The organism is Pseudomonas sp. NY15437, assembly GCF_048068435.1.
GTDB lineage: Bacteria > Pseudomonadota > Gammaproteobacteria > Pseudomonadales > Pseudomonadaceae > Pseudomonas > Pseudomonas nitroreducens_B.
Genome location: NZ_JBLUQC010000016.1, coordinates 59,038 through 78,814, shown reverse-complemented (window position 1 = coordinate 78,814; position 19,777 = coordinate 59,038). Strand labels below are relative to the sequence as shown.

Here is a 19,777-nt window from a genome sequence, read left to right as displayed (position 1 = left end):
GCGCGGCCAGCCCTGACGGGCGCGCCGCGCTTTTTTCGTCTCGGCGAAAGGCGTGGCGCCACGTAGAATGGGGCATCCATTCGCCAGCGGCCTGCCTCATGAGCACCCACGATCCGTTCCTGCGGGACATTTCCCGCGTCACCCTGCAGCACTACCAGGACAGCGCCGAGTCCTTCCGCGAAGGCACCTGGGACCACGACGTCAGCCAGAACATCGCCGCACTGCTGCGGCACATCCAGGGTGAACCGCCCTTCGCCCTGCTCGATTTCGGCTGCGGCCCGGGGCGCGACCTGTGTGCCCTTAAGGCCATGGGGCATGCGCCGGTGGGCCTGGACGGCTGCGCCGAGTTCGTCGCCATGGCCCGCGAGGCCAGCGGCTGTGAGGTGCTGCAACAGGACTTCCTGGCCCTGGACCTGCCCACCGCGCGCTTCGACGGCATCTATGCCAATGCCAGCCTGTTCCATGTGCCGCGCAGCGAACTGCCGCGTGTGCTGCGCCAGTTGCAGGCGGCGCTGAAGCCCGGCGGCGTGCTGTTCAGCTCCAATCCGCGCGGGGACAACCAGGAAGGCTGGAATGGCGGCCGCTATGGTGCCTACCATGATCGCGAGAACTGGACGCGGCTGATGGAAGACGCGGGCTTCCGCGAGCTGGAGCACTACTACCGTCCCGCCGGCCTGCCGCGGGAACAGCAGCCGTGGCTGGCGAGCGTGTGGCGCAAGGTGTGACGGTACTCCGCTGCGCTTTTCGTAGGAGCGAGCTTGCTCGCGAACCCGCCTGACGCCGGCCCTGCCGGCGGTGTCGCGGGCGTGGCCCGCTCCTACAAGGGCGCGATGCCGCGGGCTCATCGTCAGGATCAGAGCCCGCCGCGGGGGATTTCGCGGACAAGGTCCGCTCCTACAGGGATACTCCAGCGCTCGGGCCTGTCCTCACCCTAACCCCCTGGACCAGTCGGTGCAGGATGAAACTACAGCGTCAGCCGGCACAACCTGCTCCCTCTCCCTCCGGGAGAGGGCTGGGGTGAGGGGGAAACGTCGGTACGAACTTGCCAGGAAGGAGACAGTTGCTCCTACTGGAAACTGCTGCGACGGGACCTACCCCTTCCCACCCCGTCATCGCCGATGTCACCCCCGCGCCAACAGACGTATCACCCCTTCGCCGCCCAGGCGTTGAAGCGCTGCTCCAGGTCCTCGCCGTGGTCCACCCAGAACTCGAAGTTCACCGGCACCGCCTGTTCCAGGTTGGCCGGCGCGGTGTTCAGCCGCTCGACGAGCGCAGGATCGAGCAGTCGAGTCGTCCCCAGGTTCACCGAGCCGTAGCCCAGTTTCACCGTGTGGATCTTCTGCTGCTCAGGCTTGAGCGAGAAGGCGATGAAGTCCTCGGCGGTCTTCTTGTTCGGGCTTCCCTTGGGGATCGCCCAGGAGTCGATGGCGTACAGGCTGCCGTTCCACACCACCTTCATCGGCGCGCCCTCCTCCTGCGCGGCGAAGGCGCGGCCGTTGTAGGCGGTGCTCATGGCGACGTCGCCACTGGCGATGAACTGCATCGGCTGCGCGCCCGACTCCCACCACTGGATCGACGGCTTGATCTGATCCAGCTTGCGGAACGCACGGTCCACGCCGTCCCGGGTCGCCAGCACCTTGTACAGGTCTTCCTTCTTCACACCGTCGGCCAGCAAGGCGATTTCCAGGGTGTACTTGGCGCCCTTGCGCAGGGAGCGCTTGCCGGGGAATTTCCGCGTGTCCCAGAAATCCGCCCAGCCGGTAGGGCCGTTGGCGAAGCGCTTGCCGTCGTAGACCATGGCCATCGACCACACCAGCAGGCCGGCGCCGCAATCGGAAAGGGTCCCCGGCACATAGTCCTCGGCCTTGCCGAGGATCGCCGGGTCGAGGGGTTCGAACAGGCCCTCTTCGCAGCCGCGCAGCAGCTCCGGGCCTTCCACCTGGACGACGTCCCAGTTGACGCTGCCGGTGTCGACCATGGCCTTGATCTTGCCCATCTCACCGTTGTATTCGCCGGCGATCACCTTCACCCCCTCCTTCTTCTCGAAGGGTTTGTAGAAGGCTTCGGTCTGCACGTCCTTGCTGGCGCCGCCGAAGGAGATCACGGTCAGGTCCGCGGCCATGGCGCCGGACGCCACGCCCATGAGCAGGGCTCCCAGAATCGGATTCTTCATTTCCACCTCTTGGCTTTGTTGTTGGCAGATGGTTCAAGCACGCAGGCGCCCGGTCTCTGCGGACCGGGGCACGCTATCGGACGGATGCGCCCGTTGTCTCACGTGCGATAGTCGGCGCCGCCGTCCTCGATCAGGCGCAGCGCCGACTCCCAGGCCAGCAGGTGCAGGCCGTCGACCAGCGCCTCCTCTTCCTGCACGGCCACGCGCTCGCACACCGCGTGCGGCGGATAGCGCAGCTGGCGTCCGCCGGCCAGCGCCTGGACCTGCGCCTGGCAGGCGCGCTCGAGGAAGTAGATCTGGTTGAAGGCTTCGGCGATGCAGCGACCGGTGGCCAGCAGGCCGTGGTTGCGCAGGATCATCACCATGTGGCCGCCCAGGTCGTTGACCAGGCGCGAACGCTCGTCCGGGTCCAGGGCGATGCCTTCGTAGTCGTGGTAGCCCAGGCGGTTGTAGAACTTCAGCGCGTGCTGGCTGATCGGCAGCAGGCCGTCTTCCTGGGCGGACACCGCGATGCCGGCGGCGGTATGGGTATGGATCACGCAGGCCACGTCCTCGCGGGCGGCGTGCACCGCGGAATGGATGTTGAAGCCGGCGCGATTGACGCTTTTCGGCCCGAAACGCGGATCGATGACGTCACCCGCGTGGTCGACCTTCACCAGGTCCGAGGCGCGCATTTCATGGAACATCACGCCGTAGCGGTTGATCAGGTAGTGGCCCGGCTCGCCCGGCACCCGCGCGGAAATGTGCGTGTCGATGTGGTCGGTCCAGCGGAAGTGCGCGATCAGCCGGTACAGCGCGGCGAGGTCGCAGCGGGCCTGCCATTCTTCGGCGGAAATACTCGACGGGTCGATGTTGTAAGCTGTGTCACGCATTGCGGGCGGTCCTTGTTCTTTTCAGGCAGTGCGGCGGATTGCCGCTTCACGGGCCCGAGTGTGCTGGCCATGCCCGGCCCGCACCATGCACAGGGACCTCGCAGATTTTGCAGTGCTGTTATGGTCCGCCGACCTGTACAGATCCCCTCCACAAGAACCGGACCTTCGGATGCTGTTGCTCGACCCCACCTCGGACATTCCCCTGGTCACCCAGATCGTCGACGGCATCGCCCAGGCCATCGACGACCAACGCCTGCGCCCCGGCGCCAAGCTGCCCTCGATCCGCAAGTTCGCCCAGGCCAACGGCGTCAGCCACTTCACCGTGGTCGAGGCCTACGACCGGCTGGTGGCGCGCGGTTGCCTGAATGCGGTGCCCAACGCCGGCTTCTATGTGCGCGGCCCGCTGGTGGAGGACAGCACCGGCGATGACGCACCGCCGGAGTTCGACTTCGACGCGCACCTGCTGCTGCACAAGGTCTTCCAGCCGCTGGGCATGGAACTGCGCCCCGGCGTCGGCCTGCTGCCCGAGCACTGGCTCGATGGCGAGGGCCTGCTGCGCGGCCTGCGCAGCCTGGCACGGGAGGAGCCGACGCAGTTCGGCAACTACGGCCACAGCAAGGGCAACCTCAAGCTGCGCGGCAAGCTGGCCGACCGCCTGGGCGATGCCGGCGTGGCCGCCAGCCCCGAGCAGATCCTGCTCACCGCCGGCGCCAGCCAGGCGCTAGACCTCACCGTGCGCTACCTGGTGCAACGCGGCGACCCGGTGCTGGTGGACGAACCCGGCTACCACAACCTGTTCCTCAACCTGCGCCTGCAGGGCGCGCAGCTGCTGGGCGTGCCGCGCAGCGCCGATGGGCTGGACCTCGACCGCCTGGAGCAACTGGCCCGCGAGCACCGCCCCAAGGTCTACTTCACCCAGGCGCGCCTGCAGAGCCCCACCGGTGGCAGTCTGTCGCTGGCCGCCGCGCATCGCCTGCTGCAACTGGCGGAGAAATACGATTTCCTCATCGTCGAGAACGACATCTACGCCGACCTCGACCCCGCCGGCCAGTTGATCCTCGCCAACCTCGACCAGCTGGCGCGGGTGATCTACATCGGCAGCCTGTCCAAGGTCATCGCTCCGGCGCTACGCACCGGCTTCATCGCCGCGCACCCCGAACTGATCGAGGAGCTGGTGCCGCTGAAGATGGTCAGCGGCCTGACCAGCTCGGAACTCACCGAAACCCTGGCGCTGGACATCCTCCTGCAGGGCCGCCACCGCAAGCACGTGCGCCAGTTGCGCGACCAGCTCGGCGAAGCCCACGACAGCGTGGCGCGGCGCCTGGAAGCCGCCGGCATGGACATCTTCCACGAGCCCCGCGCCGGCCTGTTCCTCTGGGCCCGCCATCGCGCGGTGGACGACGCCACCCTGCTCGCCAGCCGTGCCAAGGAGGCCAAGATCCTGCTGTTCCCCGGCCAGCTGTTCATGCCCGACGGCCGCAGCGTGCCGTGGATGCGCTTCAACGTTGCGCACTCGCTGGACGAGCGGCTCTACACCTTCCTCGCCGCCCAGGGCTGAGCAACCAGCGGGCGCGAGCTGCATGCGAACGGACTCGCCGTCGGAGACAATGCCTGGGCTGTTCGCGAGCAAGCTCGCTCCTACAAAAAAGACCAACGAGCCGCGTGGGGTCGATAACCCGCGTCGGGGTCTACGCCCTGCAAAAGCAGGCATCGGTCCGCCAGATATCGCCAGCGGGCGCGCCAGCCCTTAGACTTGCCGCCCATCAGCAACCGCCAGCAAGAGATCACTATGGGCGCCCAGTGGAAAGCCAAACATAAAGAAGCCGCAGCCAACGCCAAGGGCCGCGTGTTCGGCAAACTGTCGAAGGAAATCATGATCGCCGCGCGCAACGGCGCCGACCCGGACATGAACCCGAAACTGCGCCTGGTCGTCGAGCAGGCGAAGAAAGCCTCCATGCCCCGCGACACCCTGGAGCGCGCCATCAAGAAAGGCGCCGGCCTGCTGGACGGCGGCGCCACCTTCGAGCGCGTGGTGTACGAAGGCTTCGCCCCGCACCGCGTGCCGGTGATCGTCGAGTGCCTGACCGACAACGTGAACCGCACCGTCGCGGAAATCCGCGTGCTGTTCCGCAAGGGCCAGCTGGGCGCATCCGGCTCGGTGGCCTGGGACTTCGACTACCTGGGCCTGGTGGAAGCCACCCCGGCCAGCGCTGACGCCGATCCGGAACTGGCGGCCATCGAAGCCGGCGCCCAGGACTTCGAGCCGGGCGAGGAAGACGGCGACACCCTGTTCCTCACCGACGCGACCGACCTCGACGCCGTGTGCCGCGCCCTGCCCGAACACGGCTTCACCGTCGCCTCGGCCAAGCTGGGCTACAAGGCGAAGAACCCGGTGAGCCTGTCCGGTGCGGAGCTGGAGGAAGTCGAAGCCTTCCTCGATGCCCTGGACGGCAACGACGACGTGCAGAACCTGTACGTCGGCCTGGCGTAAGACGAAACGGGCGGTCAACAGGCCGCCCGTTTTCATTCCGCGTGCGCGTGAATTGTAGGAGCGAGCTTGCTCGCGAACCCGCTTCACGCCCGTCATTACCGGTAACCCCGGTTCGCGAGCAAGCTCGCTCCTACAAGGGCGCACGGCGGTTGATCTGGCGGTCACAGCTGACGCGCCACCAGGGCGGATAACGCTCTGGTGTTATTCGCCGTCCCGGCGTGCGGTCGCAATCTCTTCCTTCTGCAAGCACCTCGGCGGATAAGTCGTTCCAATGTAAGCGCCCTACGCGCCCCGCCCCATCAGCACCTCCTGGCTGCCTTCCGCCTTCTCCCGGAGAAAATCCCAGGTGGTGCGCATCCGTGCGATGTCCTTGAGCTCCGTGGGCATCAGCATCCAGAAGGTCCGCACGAATTCGATTTCGCCCGTCAGCACCGGCTGCAATGCCGGGTCTTCGCTCGCCGCGAACGCCGGCAGGATCGCCAGCCCGGCGCCCTCCGCCACCGCGCGCTGCTGGGCAAGGATGCTGGTGCAGCGCAGCGCCATGTGCAGCGGCCGGCCGATCTCGTCGAGGTACTGCAGTTCCTTGCTGTAGAGCAGGTCGTCGACGTACCCCACCAGCGCGTGCTCGCGCAGGTCGTCGCGGGTGCGGATCGGCCCGCGCTCGGCGAGGTAGTCCTTCGAGGCATACAGGCGCAGCACGTAGTCGGTGAGCCGGGTGATGATGTAGGGCCCTCGGCCGGGGCGCTCCAGGGTGATGACGATGTCCGCCTCGTGGCGCGACAGCTGCAGCGCGCGCGGCACCGCCAGCAGGTCCACGCCCAGGTGCGGATGGCGCTGGTTCAGCTCCACCAGCTGCGAGGTCAGCAGCGTCGAGCCATACCCCTCGGTGGCGCCGATGCGCACCTTGCCGGAGAGATTGTCCTCGGCGCCCGCCAGGCGTTTCTCGATCACCTTGCAGGCGCTTTCCATGGCTTCGGCTTGCGGCAGCAGGCCGTGCCCCGCTTCGGTCAGCCGATAGCCGCCGGGCTCGCGCACCAGCAGTTGTGCGCCGATGCTCTTCTCCAGCGCCTGGAGACGGCGTGCCACGGTGGTGTGGTCCACGCCCAGGCGGCGGGCGGCGACGGTCAGCTTGCCGGCCCGTGAAAGTTCGAGGAAGAACCGCAGGTTGTCCCAATCCATAACCGCCTCATTGTGCCGCACGTGTGCAAAAACGCAGACCATACTTGCACATCACCGCATTGAGCACATCAAAAATGCACTGTTAGGATCGGACCACACAACAAGAAAGCCTTCAGGCTGGGAGAACCCCGATGACCGCACCTGCCGTCCCGACCGTCAAACTCTTCCTCGACGGCAAGCCCGTCGAGTCCACCACCTCCGAATGGCGCGAGGTGATCAACCCCGCCACCCAGGAAGTCCTCGCCCGCGTACCCTTCGCCACGCCCGAGGAAGTCGAGCGCGCGGTGGCCAGCGCCAAGGCCGCGTTCAAGACCTGGAAGAAAACCCCCATCGGCGCCCGCGCCCGCATCTTCCTCAAGTACCAGCAGCTGATCCGCGAAAACATGAAGGAACTGGCGGCGATCCTCACCGCCGAACAGGGCAAGACCCTGCCTGACGCCGAAGGCGACGTGTTCCGCGGCCTGGAAGTGGTCGAGCACGCGGCCGGGATCGGCAACCTGCAATTGGGCGAGCTGGCCAACAACGTGGCCGGCGGCGTGGACACCTTCACCCTCCTGCAGCCCATCGGCGTCTGCGCCGGCATCACCCCGTTCAACTTCCCGGCGATGATTCCGCTGTGGATGTTCCCGATGGCCATCGCCACCGGCAATACCTTCGTCCTCAAGCCGTCCGAGCAGGACCCGATGGTGACCATGCGCCTGGTCGAACTGGCCCATGAGGCCGGTGTGCCGCCGGGCGTGCTGAACGTCATCCACGGCGGCCCGGACGTGGTCAACGCGATCTGCGACCACCCCGATATCAAGGCCGTCTCCTTCGTCGGCTCGACCCGCGTCGGCACCCACGTGTACAACCGCGCCTCCCTGGCCGGCAAGCGCGTGCAGTGCATGATGGGCGCGAAGAACCACGCGGTGGTACTGCCCGACGCCAACAAGGAACAGACTCTCAACGCCATTGCCGGCGCGGCCTTCGGCGCGGCGGGGCAGCGCTGCATGGCGGTGTCGGTGGCGATCCTGGTGGGCGAAGCCGGCCAGTGGATCCCCGACCTGGTGGCCAAGGCCAGGACCCTCAAGGTCAGCGGCGGCACCGAGGCCAACACCGACGTCGGCCCGCTGGTCTCCTGCGCCGCGCTGGACCGCGTCAGCGGCCTGATCGAACGCGGCGTGCAGGAAGGCGCCACGCTGGAGCTGGACGGCCGCAACCCGCAGGTGGCCGGCTACGCCAAGGGCAACTTCGTCGGCCCGACCGTGTTCTCCGGCGTCACGCCGCAGATGACCATCTACCGCGAGGAAATCTTCGGCCCGGTGCTCTGCGTGGTGTCGGTGAAGACCTTCGACGAGGCCATCGAACTGATCAACGCCAACCCCAACGGCAACGGCACCGCGCTGTTCACCCGCTCCGGCGCCGCCGCACGGCACTTCAAGGAAGAGATCGACGTCGGCCAGGTGGGCATCAACGTGCCGATCCCGGTGCCGGTGCCGCTGTTCTCCTTCACCGGCTCGCGCGGCTCCAAGCTGGGCGACCTGGGCCCGTACGGCAAGCAGGTGGTGCAGTTCTACACCCAGACCAAGACCGTCACCGAACGCTGGTTCGACGAGAACGAGGTCGGCGGCGCGGTGAACACCACCATCAACCTCAAGTAGCAACGCCTGCCCGCCCGCTCGCCCCGAGCCGGCCCGGACATCAGCACGGATGCTGGTCCGGACCCGGCGCCACGCGGGCGGGCACCTCCTTTCGCGCCTGCCCTGCGGGCGCCCCGAACAAGAAGAAGAGGACCACCCCATGCGCATCGGTTTCATCGGACTCGGCAACATGGGCGGCCCCATGGCCGCCAACCTGCTCAAGGCGGGCTTCGACCTGAGCGTCTTCGATCTGTCGGCCAAGGCCGTGGAAGCGGCCGTCGCCCTCGGCGCCCGCGCCCTGGCCTCGCCCGCCGAGGTGGCGCGCGACGATGTCGAGGTGATCATCACCATGCTGCCCGCTGCCGCCCACGTGAAGCAGGTGTTCCTCGGCGACGACGGCCTGCTGGCCAACGTGCAGCCGGGCGTGCTGCTGATCGACTCGTCCACCATCGACCCGCTGAACGCCCGCGACGTCAGCGCCGCCGCCCTCGCCCACGGCAACCCGATGCTCGATGCGCCGGTGTCCGGCGGCACGGCGGGCGCCGCGGCGGGCACCCTGACCTTCATGGTCGGCGGCGAACAGGCCGATTTCGAGCGCGCCCGCCCGGTGCTCGCCGCCATGGGCAAGAACATCGTGCACTGCGGCGGCGCCGGCAACGGCCAGGTGGCCAAGGTGGCGAACAACCTGCTGCTGGGCATCTCCATGATCGGCGTGGCGGAAGCCATGTCCCTGGGCGTCAAGCTGGGCATGGACGCGGAGGTACTGGCCGGCATCATCAACACCTCCAGCGGCCGCTGCTGGAGTTCGGAAGTGAACAACCCGCTCACCGGCGCCCCGGCGGCGCGCGGCTACAGCGGCGGCTTCGGCACCGACCTGATGCTCAAGGACCTGGGCCTGGCCAGCGAAGCCGCCCGCCAGGTGCGCCAGCCGGTGCTGCTCGGCGCGCTGGCGCAGCAGCTGTTCCAGACCTTCAGCAATCAGGGCAACGGCCAGCTGGACTTCTCGGCCATCGTGAAGCTCTACGAACAGAACTGACCTCTGCAGGAGCGGGCCATGCCCGCGAATTCGCCGGCAGGCGAATCTCGGCGCTCCTTGCCCTGGCTGCGCGCACGGACAGTCTTGGCTTCGAAGGCCCGCTCCTATCTGGGAAACTACTGCGCTGGGGCTCCCCTCTCCCCAGCCCTCTCCCTGAAGGGAGAGGGAGCTGTCCTGCCGACTGACGCCGCAGTTTCAGCCGGTACCGATCCAGTCCCCTCTCCCTTCGGAGCGGGGCGCGCAGCCAGGGTTAGGGAGAGGGAGTTATCGGCACGGGCTTTCAGGGAAAGACAGTTGCTCCTACGGCCGCAATTCTGGTCCATCCGTCCCCTGTCGCCGCGTCCCATGGACGCGATCGCGGGCATGGCCCGCTCCTACAGCGGTATCCCGCCCCTATCTCGGTTATCATCCGCGCTCCGCCCCACCGGATGCCGCCCGATGATCCTCCGCCCGCAAACCCCGACGCTCTGGGTCCTGCTGTTCTCCCTCAAGGGTTCGATCATCCCGGCGATCTGGCGCAAGGTGCTGTACACGGTGCTGCTCAGCTCGCTGGTGGTGGCCACCCACGGCACGCTCTACCACTACAAGGTGATCATCACCTCCACGCCCTTCACCCTGTGGGGGCTGACGCTGGCGATCTTCCTGGGCTTTCGCAACAACGTCGCCTACCAGCGCTTCTGGGAAGCGCGCACGCTGTGGGGCGAGTTGCTCATCGTGACCCGCAACCTGGCGCGGCAGACCCGCTCCCTGCTGCCCACGCTGGATGCGCAAGAGCGCCGCCAGCTGTGCAATCCGCTGATCGCCTTCAGCTACACCCTGCGCGACCAACTGCGTGGCAACCCACCAAGCGACGACGCAAAACGCCTGCTCGGCGATGACGCCGCGGCCCTGGCCGCCAGCCGCAGCCCGACCAATGCCCTGCTCGCCAGCCTCGGCCAGCGCTTCGCCGAGCGCGGCCGCGCCAGCGGCGCCAGCGACGTCACCCTGGCCGCCATCGACCAGCAGATGACTCGCCTGTCCTACGTGCTGGGCGGCTGCGAGCGGATCCGCAACACGCCGATCCCCTATCCCTACATCCTGATGCTGCACCGCATCGTGCATGTCTATTGCTTCCTGCTGCCCTTCTGCCTGGTGGACAGCATCGGCTGGTTCACCCCGCTGGCGGTGTGCGTGCTGGCCTACACGTTCTTCGGTCTGGACGCCCTGGGCGACCAGATCGCCGACCCGTTCGATACCCAACCCAACGACCTGCCGCTGGATGCCATGAGCCGCAACGTGGAAATCGCCGTGCTGGAAATCCTTGGCGAGACCGACCTGCCCGAACCGCTGAAGCCGGTGGACGGCCTGCTGCTCTGAGCCAGCCCTGAGGACCCTCGAATGAACCACCTGAAAGACGTGCCGCTGAACAAGGCCTACCTGCTGCTCAACCACGGCCCGAGCACCCTCGTCACCAGCGAGCACGACGGCGTCGCCAACGTCATGGCGGCCGCCTGGGTCATGCCGCTGGACTTCGACCCGCCCAAGCTGATGCTGGTGCTCGACCGCAACACCTGGTCGCGCCATCTCGTGGAAGGCTCCGGCGCCTTCGTCATCCAGCTGCCGTCGCGCCAGCAGGCCGAGCTGACCCTGGCGGTGGGTTCGAGCAACGGGGGCGAGGCCAACAAATTCGAGTTGCTGGATATCCGCACGTCCCGTGCGAAGCAGGTCCAGGCGCCGGTCGTCGACGGCTGCGTGGCCTACCTGGAATGCAAGGTGATCAGCGAGCCGCACAACCAGGAGAAGTACGACCTGTTCATCGCCGAGGTGGTCGCCGCCTATGCCGACGAGCGCGCCTTCTCCCATGGCCGCTGGCACTTCCCCAGCGATGAGCTGCGCACCATTCATTACCAGGCCGGCGGCGCGTTCTTCGCCACCGGCGAGGCCTTCCAGGTCAGTCGGGGCTGACCGGCTGCCAGGCGGCCGGCGCTGAGCCCAGCGCGGAGGCCGGCCACTCCCAGTAAAGCGGCGACCCGGCTAACTGCAGCGGCGCGCGCAGGCGCCGCGCCGGGCCCCAGGTGGTGCTTTCGATACCCGGGGCCAGATCAGCGGCCGTCTCGGCCGCCAGTTCCAGCGCGCCCACCGACGAAACACCCGCCTCCAGCAAACAGTGAGCCGTGCGGGCCAGCGATAACCGCCAGCGGCTGCCGCGCCCGCTGCGACGGCGCTCCGCCAGCCCGCGCAGGGCCGCGGCGGCGATCAGATAGCCCGTCGCATGATCCAGGGCCTGCACCGGCAACGGCACGGGCTTGTCCTCGCCACGCCAGATGCGCCCCGCCTCCGCGATACCGCTGCTCATCTGCACCAGGCTGTCGAAACCGCGCCGATTGCTCCACGGCCCCGACCAGCCATAGGCATTCAGGCTGACGTCCACCAGCCCCGGCGCGATCGTCCGCCGCACATCGGCGCCGAATCCCAGGCGTTCCAGGGCATCGGCGCGATAGCCGTGGACCAGCACGTCGGCGCTGGCGAGCAGCGCCTGGAAGCGTTCGCGGTCCGCCGGCTGGCGCAGGTCCAGCCGTGCACAGTGCTTGCCCAAGGTGACTTCCGGCACCACGCCCGGCTCGTCCCAGCCAGGCGGGTCGATGCGCAGCACCTCGGCGCCGAAGCCGGCGAGGAAGCGCGTGGCAACCGGCCCCGCCAGTACGCGGGTCAGGTCCAGAACGCGCAGGCCGGCCAGCGGACGCTCGCGGTCGATTTCGATATCCAGGGCAGGCGCGGACACCAGTTGCAGATCACGCAGCACCAGCGGCTCGCGGGCTACGGCGATACCTTGCGGATGTGCTTTCCAGGCGTCCCAGGAGCGCATCTGCGCCCCGCAGCCGCCTTCCGCGACGATCGCCAGCTCCAGATCACCCGCATTCCAGCCCGCCACCGCGGCCGCAACCTGCTCGCGATCGTTCCCGGTGCCCAGCACCCGCAGGGCCGCGTCGCGGTGATGTGGCGCATTGGTGTGCAGGCGTATCCAGCCGTCGCGCGTAGCGTAATTGCCGGCAATGGCGTCCCACATGCCGGGCGGCGCCCAGCCCTGCGGGCGCAGGGAAGTGGAGAACCAGAAGGAAGCGAGACGGCGGTCCACGACCAGCGAAGTGCCGGCGCCGGAGTCGGGCTCCAGCCATTCGCCCAGCGCCAGTCCCGCGCTGGCGATACTGGCGGCCGCCAGTTCGGTGGTGAAGAACGCCGAAGGCAGCGAGCCTTCGCTGCGAAAGGCCAGGTGGCTGAGGCGCTCGGCCTGGCCGCCCAGGGCTGTCCAGAGTCGTTCGACGAGAACCCGCTGCATGTCTATCTCCGCCATTTCCGTGGAGTTTCACCTTAGCCGCGCTGCGTCGAACGGGCGAGCCGATCGTGGACGACAGGCAATAAAAAGCCCGCAATCAAGCGGGCTTTTCGATGGGGAGCTAATCCCTTAGCTGGTTTTCATCCTCTGCCCCTGGGTGTGAAAAAAACGTGAAGAAAGGAGCAATCGAAACATTTTGTTGGAGATCAGACCGGGCGGGCTTGATCAGCTCGAATAATCCAGCGCGGTCCACACGCGACTCAGCCCTTCGCTGATCTGGCAGCTCGACAGATCGTCCGCTTCACCGCGCGAAGACAGGCGCACGGTGGAATCTCCCTCGCCTTCGGTCAACCACTGCAGGCGGCCGCAATTGGGCGTGTCGATGACGTAGCTGGCGGCGATCGCCGAACGCTGCCGGGGCAGACGAATGGCATCGCGCACGGTGCCGCGCTCCTCGATGCGCTTGCCGTCCGCCACCAGCACCGCCCAGGCCTCCTTGCCCTCGATGATGAGGTAAGCGCCATTGGCGCGCGGGACATCCGCCTGGGGCTGGGCACAGCCCGCCAGCATTGCCACACCGGCACACAGCATGAGTTTCTGCAGCATCGCCATCACTCCTGTTCGTCGAGGAATGCCTGTCAGACCACTGCTGACGGGCGCTTCAGGGTTTCTGTCAGACCGTGAAAGCGATACTAGGAGAAAATACTGTTCATGCATACAGTATTTTGCGAAAATTTTTTAAACCTCGACGAATGGCCGCAGTCCATTGGCTACGTCGATCACCCCGGAACAGGGCATGGGCCTGATACCCATTGAGGAGCAAGCGATGGTGAGCATCCATCAGCTGAAATACACCGTGAACCACATGGCCATCGAGGAAGTCAGCGAGGCGGTGGCGGAATTGCTGCTGGAGGGGTTGGTCACGGAGGGCAAGACGCCTTTCAGCCGTACCCACTTCAATGTGTGTTTCGCGGAAATCGAGGCCCTGATGCAGCGCGCCGGCTACCACCGCCCGCTGGATGTGGTGGGCTACCAGGGCCAGGCCTACGCCATGTTCGACCCCAGTCGCTGGGACGCCGTGGAAGTGCTGCGCTGGCTGAAGGAGTACGTCGAAGAGTCGAAGGCGGTCAGCATCGCCTGACGACACGGCCTTTTTCGCAGGTCGCGATTGCGGGAGCAGCGACTTGCGAAGGCCCAGCCGGCGCACTAATGTCCCATGCACTCTTTCCCGCTTGCCGAATCAAGGACGATTCCATGCGCGCTTCTTCTTCCAACGACAGCTGGCTCTGGGCCTACCGCAAACTCCGTAGCTGGGATGTGGGCCGTTGCAGCTCCGCGTTTCTCGCCACACTCTTCCACTGGCGCGGCGACACCGGGCTGTTCTACAGCCACGGCGGCCTGCGCAAATCCCGCCTGACCCGCGACGACCTGCTCGACTGACCCGGTCTACTGCTGCTGGTAGCTGCCATTGCCACGCGGGTAGACCGCGCCGTTGGGGTATTCGATGCTCTGACGGATACCGCCGCTGCCCTGGTCGATGATCACCGTGCCCGAACGCGACTCGCCGTAGCCGCTGGGCACGCGCACGCCACCGTAACCGTCCTGTCGCTGCCAGGTGGAGGAGCTCTCCACGCTGCCGCTGGCGCCTGGGCTGATGTAGATCCGCTGGATCACCGGCGGGGACTGCTGCCATTGCGGCGAAACCGGCTGGCCCTGTCGCTGGTTTTGTTGCCCGGTGAACGTCTGCGCGAAGACCGGCATCGCCAAGCTGCCGCAGAGGATGAATGCCAGGCTTCTGAGACCGATCATGGCGATCTCCCACTGATGGAAAGGCTTCAGCTTACCAAGCTCTGGGCAGATCGTGGAGACGGCTTTTATAAACACAAAAATCATTATCTATCAATAAGTTACGACCGTTATCTAAGGTTTTGAATCACAAAAACCGCTTGAACCCAGCGCAGCCGACTCTCTGCCTGGCAAAAAAGCCTCGCACCCAATCGGTTAGGTCGCATTCTTGAAGTGATTTCTAGTTATTTTTATGCTTTAAAAACAAAGTTTTACAGGTATAACCTCATGCGCTTCATAAAGCTTAGCGCTCCTATCGCGATACTCTCTCAATCCCAGAAACGCCCGCCCCGTCCTATCAACCGCCGGCCACCGTTCTGGCCGCGTTGCCATTCCATTGCCACGATTGGCATTTCCCTATCAATCAGTAAGATGCAGCGACTTTCGTAAGGAACGCCTCATGTTCGGACGCTGCCTGACCCTGCTGCTGGTCCTCACACTGCCCACTTTCGCGTCGGCTGCCGCGCCGCGCACCTTCGAGGAAGCCAAGAAGGTCGGTCGCACGCTGTATGCCCGCCAGTCGGTGGAGTTCTATTGCGGCTGCCGCTACAACGGCACCAAGGTCGACCTGAAGAGCTGCGGCTACTCCCCGCGCAAGAACGCCCAGCGCGCGTCACGCATTGAATGGGAGCACATCGTCCCCGCCTGGGTGATCGGCCATCAGCGCCAATGCTGGCAGAAAGGCGGCCGCAAGAACTGCTCGCAGAACGACCGGACGTACCAGAAGGCCGAAGCCGACCTGCACAACCTGGTGCCGAGCATCGGTGAGGTGAACGGCGACCGCGCCAACTACAGCTTCGCCTGGCTGCAGCAGAAACCGTCGCAGTACGGCGCCTGCCCCATGGTGGTGGACTTCAAGGCACGCAAGGCCATGCCCCGGCCGCAGATCCGCGGCATGATAGCCCGCACCTACTTCTATATGAGCGACCGCTACGGCCTGAAGCTGTCGAAGCAGGACCGCCAGCTGTTCACCGCCTGGAGCAAGCAGTACCCCGTGGAAGCCTGGGAGCGCCAGCGCAACCAGATGGTTGGCTGCGTGATGGGTTGGGGCAATCCGTACGTCGGCCCGATCGAGACCGAGCGCTGTCCGGCCCCGAAAATCGCCAGGCGTTGAAGCCTGGCGACAGCCGCAAACGCCAGCAGTAGACTCCGACAGCCGTCCCACGGGACGAGCTCAACCTTTATCTGTCTGGAGTAAGCAGCATGTCCTTCTCGATCTACCAGGCTTCGGTTCCCGTCTTCATCCGCATGCTCGGCAACCTTTCGGCGATTCTCGCCAAGGCCGCCGCCCACGCCGAAGCCAAGTCCATCGATCCTTCCGTCCTGATCAACGCCCGCCTCGCCCCGGACATGTTCGCCCTGGCGCGCCAGGTGCAGATCGCCTCGGATTCGGCCAAGGGCGCTGGCGCGCGCCTGGCCGGTGTGGAAGTGCCGAGCTTCGCCGACGACGAAACCACCTTCGACGAGCTGCAGGCGCGCATCGCCAAGACCGTCGAGTTCCTCAAGGGCCTCAAGCCCGAGCAGTTCGAAGGCGCCGAGGCGCGCACCATCGAGCTGAAACTGCGCGCCCGCGAGGTCAGCTTCACCGGCGCGGACTTCCTGCTGGGCTTCGTCAATCCGAACTTCTATTTCCACATCACCACGGCCTACGACATCCTCCGCCACAACGGCGTGGAAATCGGCAAGATGGATTATCTGGGCGGCGTCTGACCGCCCGGGCGCCGGCCAGCCCGGCGCCCTTCAGCCGCGCGGCAGCGGCAGGCTGGTGGTGGACTTGATCTCCGACAGGGCGACGATGGAGTTGATCTCCTGCACGCCGGGCACCTGGGACAGCCGCTCGAAGAAGAAGCGCTCGTAAGCCTCGACGTCCTCGGTGACGATGCGCAGCATGAAATCCACGGCGCCCATCAGCACATGGCACTCCAGCACCTCGGGGAACTCCTGCATGGCCTGGGCAAAATCGGTCAGGTGATTGCGCCCGTGGGCGTTGAGCTTCACCTGGGCGAAAATCTGCGTGTTCAGGCCAATCTTCTTGCGATCGAGCAACGTCACCTGCTTGCGGATCACCCCTTCGTCCTTCAGGCGCTGAATCCGACGCCAGCACGGTGACTGCGACAGCCCGATGCGTTCGGCGATCTCGGCCGTCGACAGGGTCGCCTCTTCCTGCAGGAGGGCGAGAATCCTGCGGTCATGGGCATCGAGCGAAACGGACATGAACAAGTCCTTCATGCTGACTATGAAGACTTATTAATGCACAAATAATCAGAAACCGGTAGAAAACAGGCAAATCTATCCGCCGCCACGGCCGCAGAATATCTGCACTCCAACTGCATCGGCCGGCTGTCATGACTCTTCCAGCACTCAACCTCGTCGACCTCCCCCTGGACCATCAGGATCGCCCCGTTCCGACCGAGATCGCTGCCGACGTGCGCTACCTGATCCGCGCCGAGGTCGACGCCGACATCCTTTGCCGCCTGCTCAACCAGTTTGCGCTGCAGGGCCATGTGCCCGCAGAGGTGGAGGCCTCGCGCCGGGAGGACTGGATGGATATCGCCCTGCGCGTGAATACGCTGCCGCGCTACCGCGCCGAGGTGATCGCCCAGCGCATGCGCGGCATGGTCAGCGTCTGTTCCGTGGACCTGCATGTGCAGGGTGCGGAGGCTGTCCTTTCGGCGACATAAGCTGGCTTTCTGGCGTTAGCCGGCACAATCTCTCCCCAGTAGAGTGCGAACCTGACCCGACGTGGTCGTTCACACAACAACGAAGAGAGATGTGCCCATGGCCCGCCCACGCCTGCTTCCCGACAACTTCACCCTGGCGCTGATCGCCACCGTGACCGTTGCCAGCCTGTTGCCTTGCGAGGGCACCGCTGCGGTGGTCTTCGGCTGGATCACCAACCTGGGGATCGCACTGCTGTTCTTCCTCCATGGCGCGAAGCTGTCGCGCCAGGCGATCATCGCCGGCGCCACCCACTGGCGCCTGCACCTGCTGGTGTTCGCTTGCACCTTCATCCTCTTCCCGATTCTCGGCATGGCGCTCAAACCCGCGCTGTCGCCGCTGGTGACCCCGGACCTGTACCTGGGCATGCTCTACCTCTGCGCCCTGCCCGCCACCGTGCAATCGTCCATCGCCTTCACCTCGCTGGCCCGCGGCAACGTGCCCGCGGCAATCTGCAGCGCCTCGGCCTCCAGCCTGATGGGCGTGTTCCTGACGCCGCTGCTGGTGCAACTGCTGATCGGTGCCCACGGCGATACCGGTATGTCGACCCTCGACGCCATCGGCAAGATCACCCTGCAACTGCTGGTGCCCTTCCTTGCAGGCCAACTGCTGCGCCCGTGGATTGGCGGCTGGGTCGAGCGCAACAAGCCGGTGCTGAAATACGTCGACCAGGGCTCGATCCTCCTGGTGGTCTACACCGCGTTCAGCGCCGCGGTGATTCAGGGGCTGTGGCACCAGATCCCGCTGCCCGCCCTCGCTGGCTTGGTGGTCGCCTGCTGCGTGCTGCTGGCCCTGGCGCTGATCGCCACCAACCTGCTGGGCCGCTACCTCGGCTTCTCCCTCGAAGACCGCATCACCATCGTCTTCTGCGGCTCGAAGAAGAGCCTGGCCACCGGCGTACCCATGGCCTCGGTGCTGTTCGCCAGCAGCACAGTCGGGGTGATCCTGCTGCCGCTGATGCTCTTCCACCAGATCCAGCTGATGGTCTGCGCCGTTCTCGCCCAGCGCTACGCGCAGCGCCAGGACGCCAACCCCGCCTCCCTGGAGCGCGTCAACTGACGGCATACCCGGGCATGAAAAAGCCGGTGCAGATGCACCGGCTTTTTTCTTGCCGACGAAGCGATCAGGCGCCGACCGGCGTGCGCAGCGTGACGAACTCTTCCGCGGCCGTGGGATGAATGCCGATGGTTTCGTCGAACACCCGCTTGGTTGCCCCGGCTTTGAGCGCCACGGCGATGCCCTGCAGGATTTCCCCGGCGTCCGGCCCGACCATGTGACAGCCCAGGACCTTGTCGCTGTCGGCATCGACGATCAATTTCATCAGGGTCCGCTCCTGACTTTCGGTCAAGGTGAGCTTCATTGGCCGGAAGCGGCTTTCGAAGATTTTCACCTTGTGCCCGGCAGCCCGGGCTTCGTCCTCGGTGAGCCCGACCGTACCGATGTTCGGCAGGCTGAACACCGCGGTTGGGATCAGCTTGTAGTCCACCGGGCGGTACTCTTCCGGGCGGAACAGCTTGCGTGACAGCGCCATGCCTTCCGCCAGCGCCACCGGCGTCAGTTGAACGCGGCCGATCACATCGCCAATGGCATGGATCGACGGCTCGCTGGTGCCATACGCCTCGTCCACCTTGATGTAGCCCCGCGCATCCAGCTCGACCGAGACATTCTCCAGCCCCAGGTTGTCCAGCTGCGGGCGGCGGCCCGTGGCGTAGAACACGCAATCGGCCTCCAGCACGCGGCCGTCCTTCAGGGTGGCCGCCAGGGTGCCGTCGCCCTGCTTGTCGATGCGCACGATGTCGCTGTTGAACTGCAGGTTCAGGCCCTTTTTAGTCAGCTCGTCGCGCAGATGCTCACGCACGCTGCGGTCAAAGCCGCGCAGGAACAGCTCGTTGCGGTACAGCAGCGAGGTTTGTGCGCCCAGCCCGTGGAAGATGCCGGCGAATTCCACCGCAATGTATCCCCCGCCCACGACCAGCACGCGGCGCGGCAGGGACTCCAGGAAAAACGCCTCGTTGGAGGTGATCGCATGTTCCTTGCCGGGAATGTCCGGCACCTGCGGCCAGCCGCCGGTGGCAATGAGGATGTGCTTGGCGCGCAAGCGCTGCCCGTCCACTTCCACGGTATGCGCATCCTGCAGCTTGGCGTGGCCCTCCAGCAGGGTGACACCGCTGTTCACCAGCAGGTTGCGGTAGATGCCATTGAGGCGATGGATTTCGCGGTTCTTGTTGGCGATCAGGGTCGCCCAGTCGAAGCTCGCCTCGCCCAGGGACCAACCGAAGCCGGCGGCCTGCTCGAAGTCCTCGTGGAAGTGCGCTCCGTATACCAGCAGCTTCTTCGGCACGCATCCGACATTGACGCAGGTGCCGCCCAGGTAACGACTTTCCGCCACGGCCACCTTGGCGCCAAAGCCCGCGGCGAAGCGCGCGGCACGCACACCGCCGGAACCCGCACCGATGACGAACAGGTCAAAATCGAAAGACATCATGGTTCTCCGCTTGGATATGTCGGGCAGCATACCTCAAGGCGCCTGT

Annotated in this window: 21 protein-coding genes; 13 read left to right on the top strand and 8 right to left on the bottom strand. The window is 65.9% G+C overall.

Annotated elements, in window-relative coordinates; genetic code table 11:
* The first annotated feature begins 98 nt into the window (after positions 1-98).
* Positions 99-725, top strand: a complete 627-nt coding sequence (locus ACNFIA_RS27185) for a class I SAM-dependent methyltransferase (RefSeq protein ID WP_416790088.1) — start codon at positions 99-101, stop codon at positions 723-725.
* Between the two features lie 419 nt (positions 726-1,144).
* On the opposite strand, the gene ACNFIA_RS27180 is transcribed toward ACNFIA_RS27185, so the two are convergent.
* Together ACNFIA_RS27180 and ACNFIA_RS27175 are read right to left on the bottom strand one after the other, a co-directional pair.
* Positions 1,145-2,173, bottom strand: coding sequence for an ABC transporter substrate-binding protein (locus ACNFIA_RS27180; protein ID WP_416790086.1), 1,029 nt, complete (start codon positions 2,171-2,173; stop codon positions 1,145-1,147).
* A 98-nt stretch (positions 2,174-2,271) separates the two neighbouring features.
* Positions 2,272-3,045 carry a class II aldolase/adducin family protein gene (locus tag ACNFIA_RS27175; RefSeq protein WP_416790084.1) on the bottom strand — a complete coding sequence of 258 codons (774 nt, stop codon included), beginning with the start codon at positions 3,043-3,045 and terminating at the stop codon, positions 2,272-2,274.
* A 169-nt stretch (positions 3,046-3,214) separates the two neighbouring features.
* Between ACNFIA_RS27175 and ACNFIA_RS27170 the strand changes: the two genes are divergently transcribed.
* Entirely contained in the window at positions 3,215-4,603 is a 1,389-nt protein-coding gene (locus tag ACNFIA_RS27170) for a PLP-dependent aminotransferase family protein (RefSeq protein WP_416790082.1), read from the top strand.
* Between the two features lie 231 nt (positions 4,604-4,834).
* Positions 4,835-5,536 carry a YebC/PmpR family DNA-binding transcriptional regulator gene (locus ACNFIA_RS27165; protein WP_416790080.1) on the top strand — a complete coding sequence of 234 codons (702 nt, stop codon included), beginning with the start codon at positions 4,835-4,837 and terminating at the stop codon, positions 5,534-5,536.
* Between the two features lie 282 nt (positions 5,537-5,818).
* Here the strand turns inward: ACNFIA_RS27165 and ACNFIA_RS27160 are convergent, their stop codons facing one another.
* Positions 5,819-6,715, bottom strand: coding sequence for a LysR family transcriptional regulator (locus ACNFIA_RS27160; RefSeq protein ID WP_416790078.1), 897 nt, complete (start codon positions 6,713-6,715; stop codon positions 5,819-5,821).
* A 131-nt stretch (positions 6,716-6,846) separates the two neighbouring features.
* Here ACNFIA_RS27160 and ACNFIA_RS27155 point away from each other — a divergent pair, with 131 nt between their 5' ends.
* The 4 genes from ACNFIA_RS27155 (at position 6,847) to ACNFIA_RS27140 (ending at position 11,314) form a co-directional block, all read left to right on the top strand.
* Positions 6,847-8,355 (top strand): CoA-acylating methylmalonate-semialdehyde dehydrogenase, encoded by a 1,509-nt coding sequence (locus tag ACNFIA_RS27155; RefSeq protein ID WP_259755060.1) that lies wholly within the window; start codon positions 6,847-6,849, stop codon positions 8,353-8,355.
* 139 nt (positions 8,356-8,494) lie between these two features.
* Positions 8,495-9,370: a 3-hydroxyisobutyrate dehydrogenase gene (mmsB, locus tag ACNFIA_RS27150; RefSeq protein ID WP_416790076.1), complete on the top strand. Its 876-nt coding sequence runs from the start codon at positions 8,495-8,497 to the stop codon at positions 9,368-9,370.
* A 438-nt stretch (positions 9,371-9,808) separates the two neighbouring features.
* A complete protein-coding gene (locus ACNFIA_RS27145) occupies positions 9,809-10,726 on the top strand; it encodes a bestrophin family protein (protein WP_416790074.1) in 918 nt (305 codons plus the stop codon).
* A gap of 21 nt (positions 10,727-10,747) precedes the next feature.
* Positions 10,748-11,314, top strand: coding sequence for a flavin reductase family protein (locus ACNFIA_RS27140; RefSeq protein ID WP_259755064.1), 567 nt, complete (start codon positions 10,748-10,750; stop codon positions 11,312-11,314).
* On the opposite strand, the gene ACNFIA_RS27135 is transcribed toward ACNFIA_RS27140, so the two are convergent.
* On the bottom strand, positions 11,301-12,686 hold the full coding sequence (locus ACNFIA_RS27135) for a CoA transferase (RefSeq protein ID WP_416790072.1): 1,386 nt from the start codon (positions 12,684-12,686) through the stop codon (positions 11,301-11,303). The genes ACNFIA_RS27140 and ACNFIA_RS27135 overlap by 14 nt on opposite strands.
* A gap of 222 nt (positions 12,687-12,908) precedes the next feature.
* Positions 12,909-13,289, bottom strand: coding sequence for a hypothetical protein (locus ACNFIA_RS27130; RefSeq protein ID WP_259755067.1), 381 nt, complete (start codon positions 13,287-13,289; stop codon positions 12,909-12,911).
* Positions 13,290-13,509: 220 nt separating this feature from the next.
* Between ACNFIA_RS27130 and ACNFIA_RS27125 the strand changes: the two genes are divergently transcribed.
* Together ACNFIA_RS27125 and ACNFIA_RS27120 are read left to right on the top strand one after the other, a co-directional pair.
* Complete coding sequence (locus ACNFIA_RS27125) at positions 13,510-13,824, top strand: transcriptional regulator (RefSeq protein ID WP_259755068.1); 315 nt, start codon at positions 13,510-13,512, stop codon at positions 13,822-13,824.
* A gap of 113 nt (positions 13,825-13,937) precedes the next feature.
* Positions 13,938-14,123, top strand: coding sequence for a hypothetical protein (locus ACNFIA_RS27120; protein ID WP_259755070.1), 186 nt, complete (start codon positions 13,938-13,940; stop codon positions 14,121-14,123).
* Between the two features lie 6 nt (positions 14,124-14,129).
* Here ACNFIA_RS27120 and ACNFIA_RS27115 read toward each other — a convergent pair whose 3' ends face one another.
* Entirely contained in the window at positions 14,130-14,492 is a 363-nt protein-coding gene (locus ACNFIA_RS27115; RefSeq protein WP_416790070.1) for a hypothetical protein, read from the bottom strand.
* A 436-nt stretch (positions 14,493-14,928) separates the two neighbouring features.
* Between ACNFIA_RS27115 and ACNFIA_RS27110 the strand changes: the two genes are divergently transcribed.
* Together ACNFIA_RS27110 and ACNFIA_RS27105 are read left to right on the top strand one after the other, a co-directional pair.
* Complete coding sequence (locus tag ACNFIA_RS27110; protein WP_416790068.1) at positions 14,929-15,642, top strand: endonuclease; 714 nt, start codon at positions 14,929-14,931, stop codon at positions 15,640-15,642.
* 89 nt (positions 15,643-15,731) lie between these two features.
* On the top strand, positions 15,732-16,238 hold the full coding sequence (locus ACNFIA_RS27105; protein WP_416790067.1) for a DUF1993 domain-containing protein: 507 nt from the start codon (positions 15,732-15,734) through the stop codon (positions 16,236-16,238).
* A gap of 30 nt (positions 16,239-16,268) precedes the next feature.
* On the opposite strand, the gene ACNFIA_RS27100 is transcribed toward ACNFIA_RS27105, so the two are convergent.
* On the bottom strand, positions 16,269-16,742 hold the full coding sequence (locus tag ACNFIA_RS27100; protein ID WP_416790066.1) for an Lrp/AsnC family transcriptional regulator: 474 nt from the start codon (positions 16,740-16,742) through the stop codon (positions 16,269-16,271).
* Between the two features lie 131 nt (positions 16,743-16,873).
* Here ACNFIA_RS27100 and ACNFIA_RS27095 point away from each other — a divergent pair, with 131 nt between their 5' ends.
* The gene (locus tag ACNFIA_RS27095) at positions 16,874-17,209 is read left to right on the top strand and encodes a hypothetical protein (protein ID WP_416790065.1); all 336 of its coding nucleotides are present in this window, start codon (positions 16,874-16,876) and stop codon (positions 17,207-17,209) included.
* 97 nt (positions 17,210-17,306) lie between these two features.
* On the top strand, positions 17,307-18,305 hold the full coding sequence (locus tag ACNFIA_RS27090; protein ID WP_416790064.1) for a bile acid:sodium symporter family protein: 999 nt from the start codon (positions 17,307-17,309) through the stop codon (positions 18,303-18,305).
* Between the two features lie 64 nt (positions 18,306-18,369).
* Here the strand turns inward: ACNFIA_RS27090 and gorA are convergent, their stop codons facing one another.
* The gene (gene gorA, locus ACNFIA_RS27085; RefSeq protein WP_416790063.1) at positions 18,370-19,728 is read right to left on the bottom strand and encodes a glutathione-disulfide reductase; all 1,359 of its coding nucleotides are present in this window, start codon (positions 19,726-19,728) and stop codon (positions 18,370-18,372) included.
* Positions 19,729-19,777: the final 49 nt, after the last annotated feature.

Excerpts from the sequence above, each read along its gene's own strand:
- ACNFIA_RS27185 (WP_416790088.1), top strand. The coding sequence starts at position 99 with ATGAGCACCCACGATCCGTTCCTGCGGGACATTTCCCGCGTCACCCTG.
- ACNFIA_RS27180 (WP_416790086.1), bottom strand. The coding sequence starts at position 2,173 with ATGAAGAATCCGATTCTGGGAGCCCTGCTCATGGGCGTGGCGTCCGGC.
- ACNFIA_RS27175 (WP_416790084.1), bottom strand. The coding sequence starts at position 3,045 with ATGCGTGACACAGCTTACAACATCGACCCGTCGAGTATTTCCGCCGAA.
- ACNFIA_RS27170 (WP_416790082.1), top strand. The coding sequence starts at position 3,215 with ATGCTGTTGCTCGACCCCACCTCGGACATTCCCCTGGTCACCCAGATC.
- ACNFIA_RS27165 (WP_416790080.1), top strand. The coding sequence starts at position 4,835 with ATGGGCGCCCAGTGGAAAGCCAAACATAAAGAAGCCGCAGCCAACGCC.
- ACNFIA_RS27160 (WP_416790078.1), bottom strand. The coding sequence starts at position 6,715 with ATGGATTGGGACAACCTGCGGTTCTTCCTCGAACTTTCACGGGCCGGC.
- ACNFIA_RS27155 (WP_259755060.1), top strand. The coding sequence starts at position 6,847 with ATGACCGCACCTGCCGTCCCGACCGTCAAACTCTTCCTCGACGGCAAG.
- mmsB (WP_416790076.1), top strand. The coding sequence starts at position 8,495 with ATGCGCATCGGTTTCATCGGACTCGGCAACATGGGCGGCCCCATGGCC.
- ACNFIA_RS27145 (WP_416790074.1), top strand. The coding sequence starts at position 9,809 with ATGATCCTCCGCCCGCAAACCCCGACGCTCTGGGTCCTGCTGTTCTCC.
- ACNFIA_RS27140 (WP_259755064.1), top strand. The coding sequence starts at position 10,748 with ATGAACCACCTGAAAGACGTGCCGCTGAACAAGGCCTACCTGCTGCTC.
- ACNFIA_RS27135 (WP_416790072.1), bottom strand. The coding sequence starts at position 12,686 with ATGCAGCGGGTTCTCGTCGAACGACTCTGGACAGCCCTGGGCGGCCAG.
- ACNFIA_RS27130 (WP_259755067.1), bottom strand. The coding sequence starts at position 13,289 with ATGCTGCAGAAACTCATGCTGTGTGCCGGTGTGGCAATGCTGGCGGGC.
- ACNFIA_RS27125 (WP_259755068.1), top strand. The coding sequence starts at position 13,510 with ATGGTGAGCATCCATCAGCTGAAATACACCGTGAACCACATGGCCATC.
- ACNFIA_RS27120 (WP_259755070.1), top strand. The coding sequence starts at position 13,938 with ATGCGCGCTTCTTCTTCCAACGACAGCTGGCTCTGGGCCTACCGCAAA.
- ACNFIA_RS27115 (WP_416790070.1), bottom strand. The coding sequence starts at position 14,492 with ATGATCGGTCTCAGAAGCCTGGCATTCATCCTCTGCGGCAGCTTGGCG.
- ACNFIA_RS27110 (WP_416790068.1), top strand. The coding sequence starts at position 14,929 with ATGTTCGGACGCTGCCTGACCCTGCTGCTGGTCCTCACACTGCCCACT.
- ACNFIA_RS27105 (WP_416790067.1), top strand. The coding sequence starts at position 15,732 with ATGTCCTTCTCGATCTACCAGGCTTCGGTTCCCGTCTTCATCCGCATG.
- ACNFIA_RS27100 (WP_416790066.1), bottom strand. The coding sequence starts at position 16,742 with ATGTCCGTTTCGCTCGATGCCCATGACCGCAGGATTCTCGCCCTCCTG.
- ACNFIA_RS27095 (WP_416790065.1), top strand. The coding sequence starts at position 16,874 with ATGACTCTTCCAGCACTCAACCTCGTCGACCTCCCCCTGGACCATCAG.
- ACNFIA_RS27090 (WP_416790064.1), top strand. The coding sequence starts at position 17,307 with ATGGCCCGCCCACGCCTGCTTCCCGACAACTTCACCCTGGCGCTGATC.
- gorA (WP_416790063.1), bottom strand. The coding sequence starts at position 19,728 with ATGTCTTTCGATTTTGACCTGTTCGTCATCGGTGCGGGTTCCGGCGGT.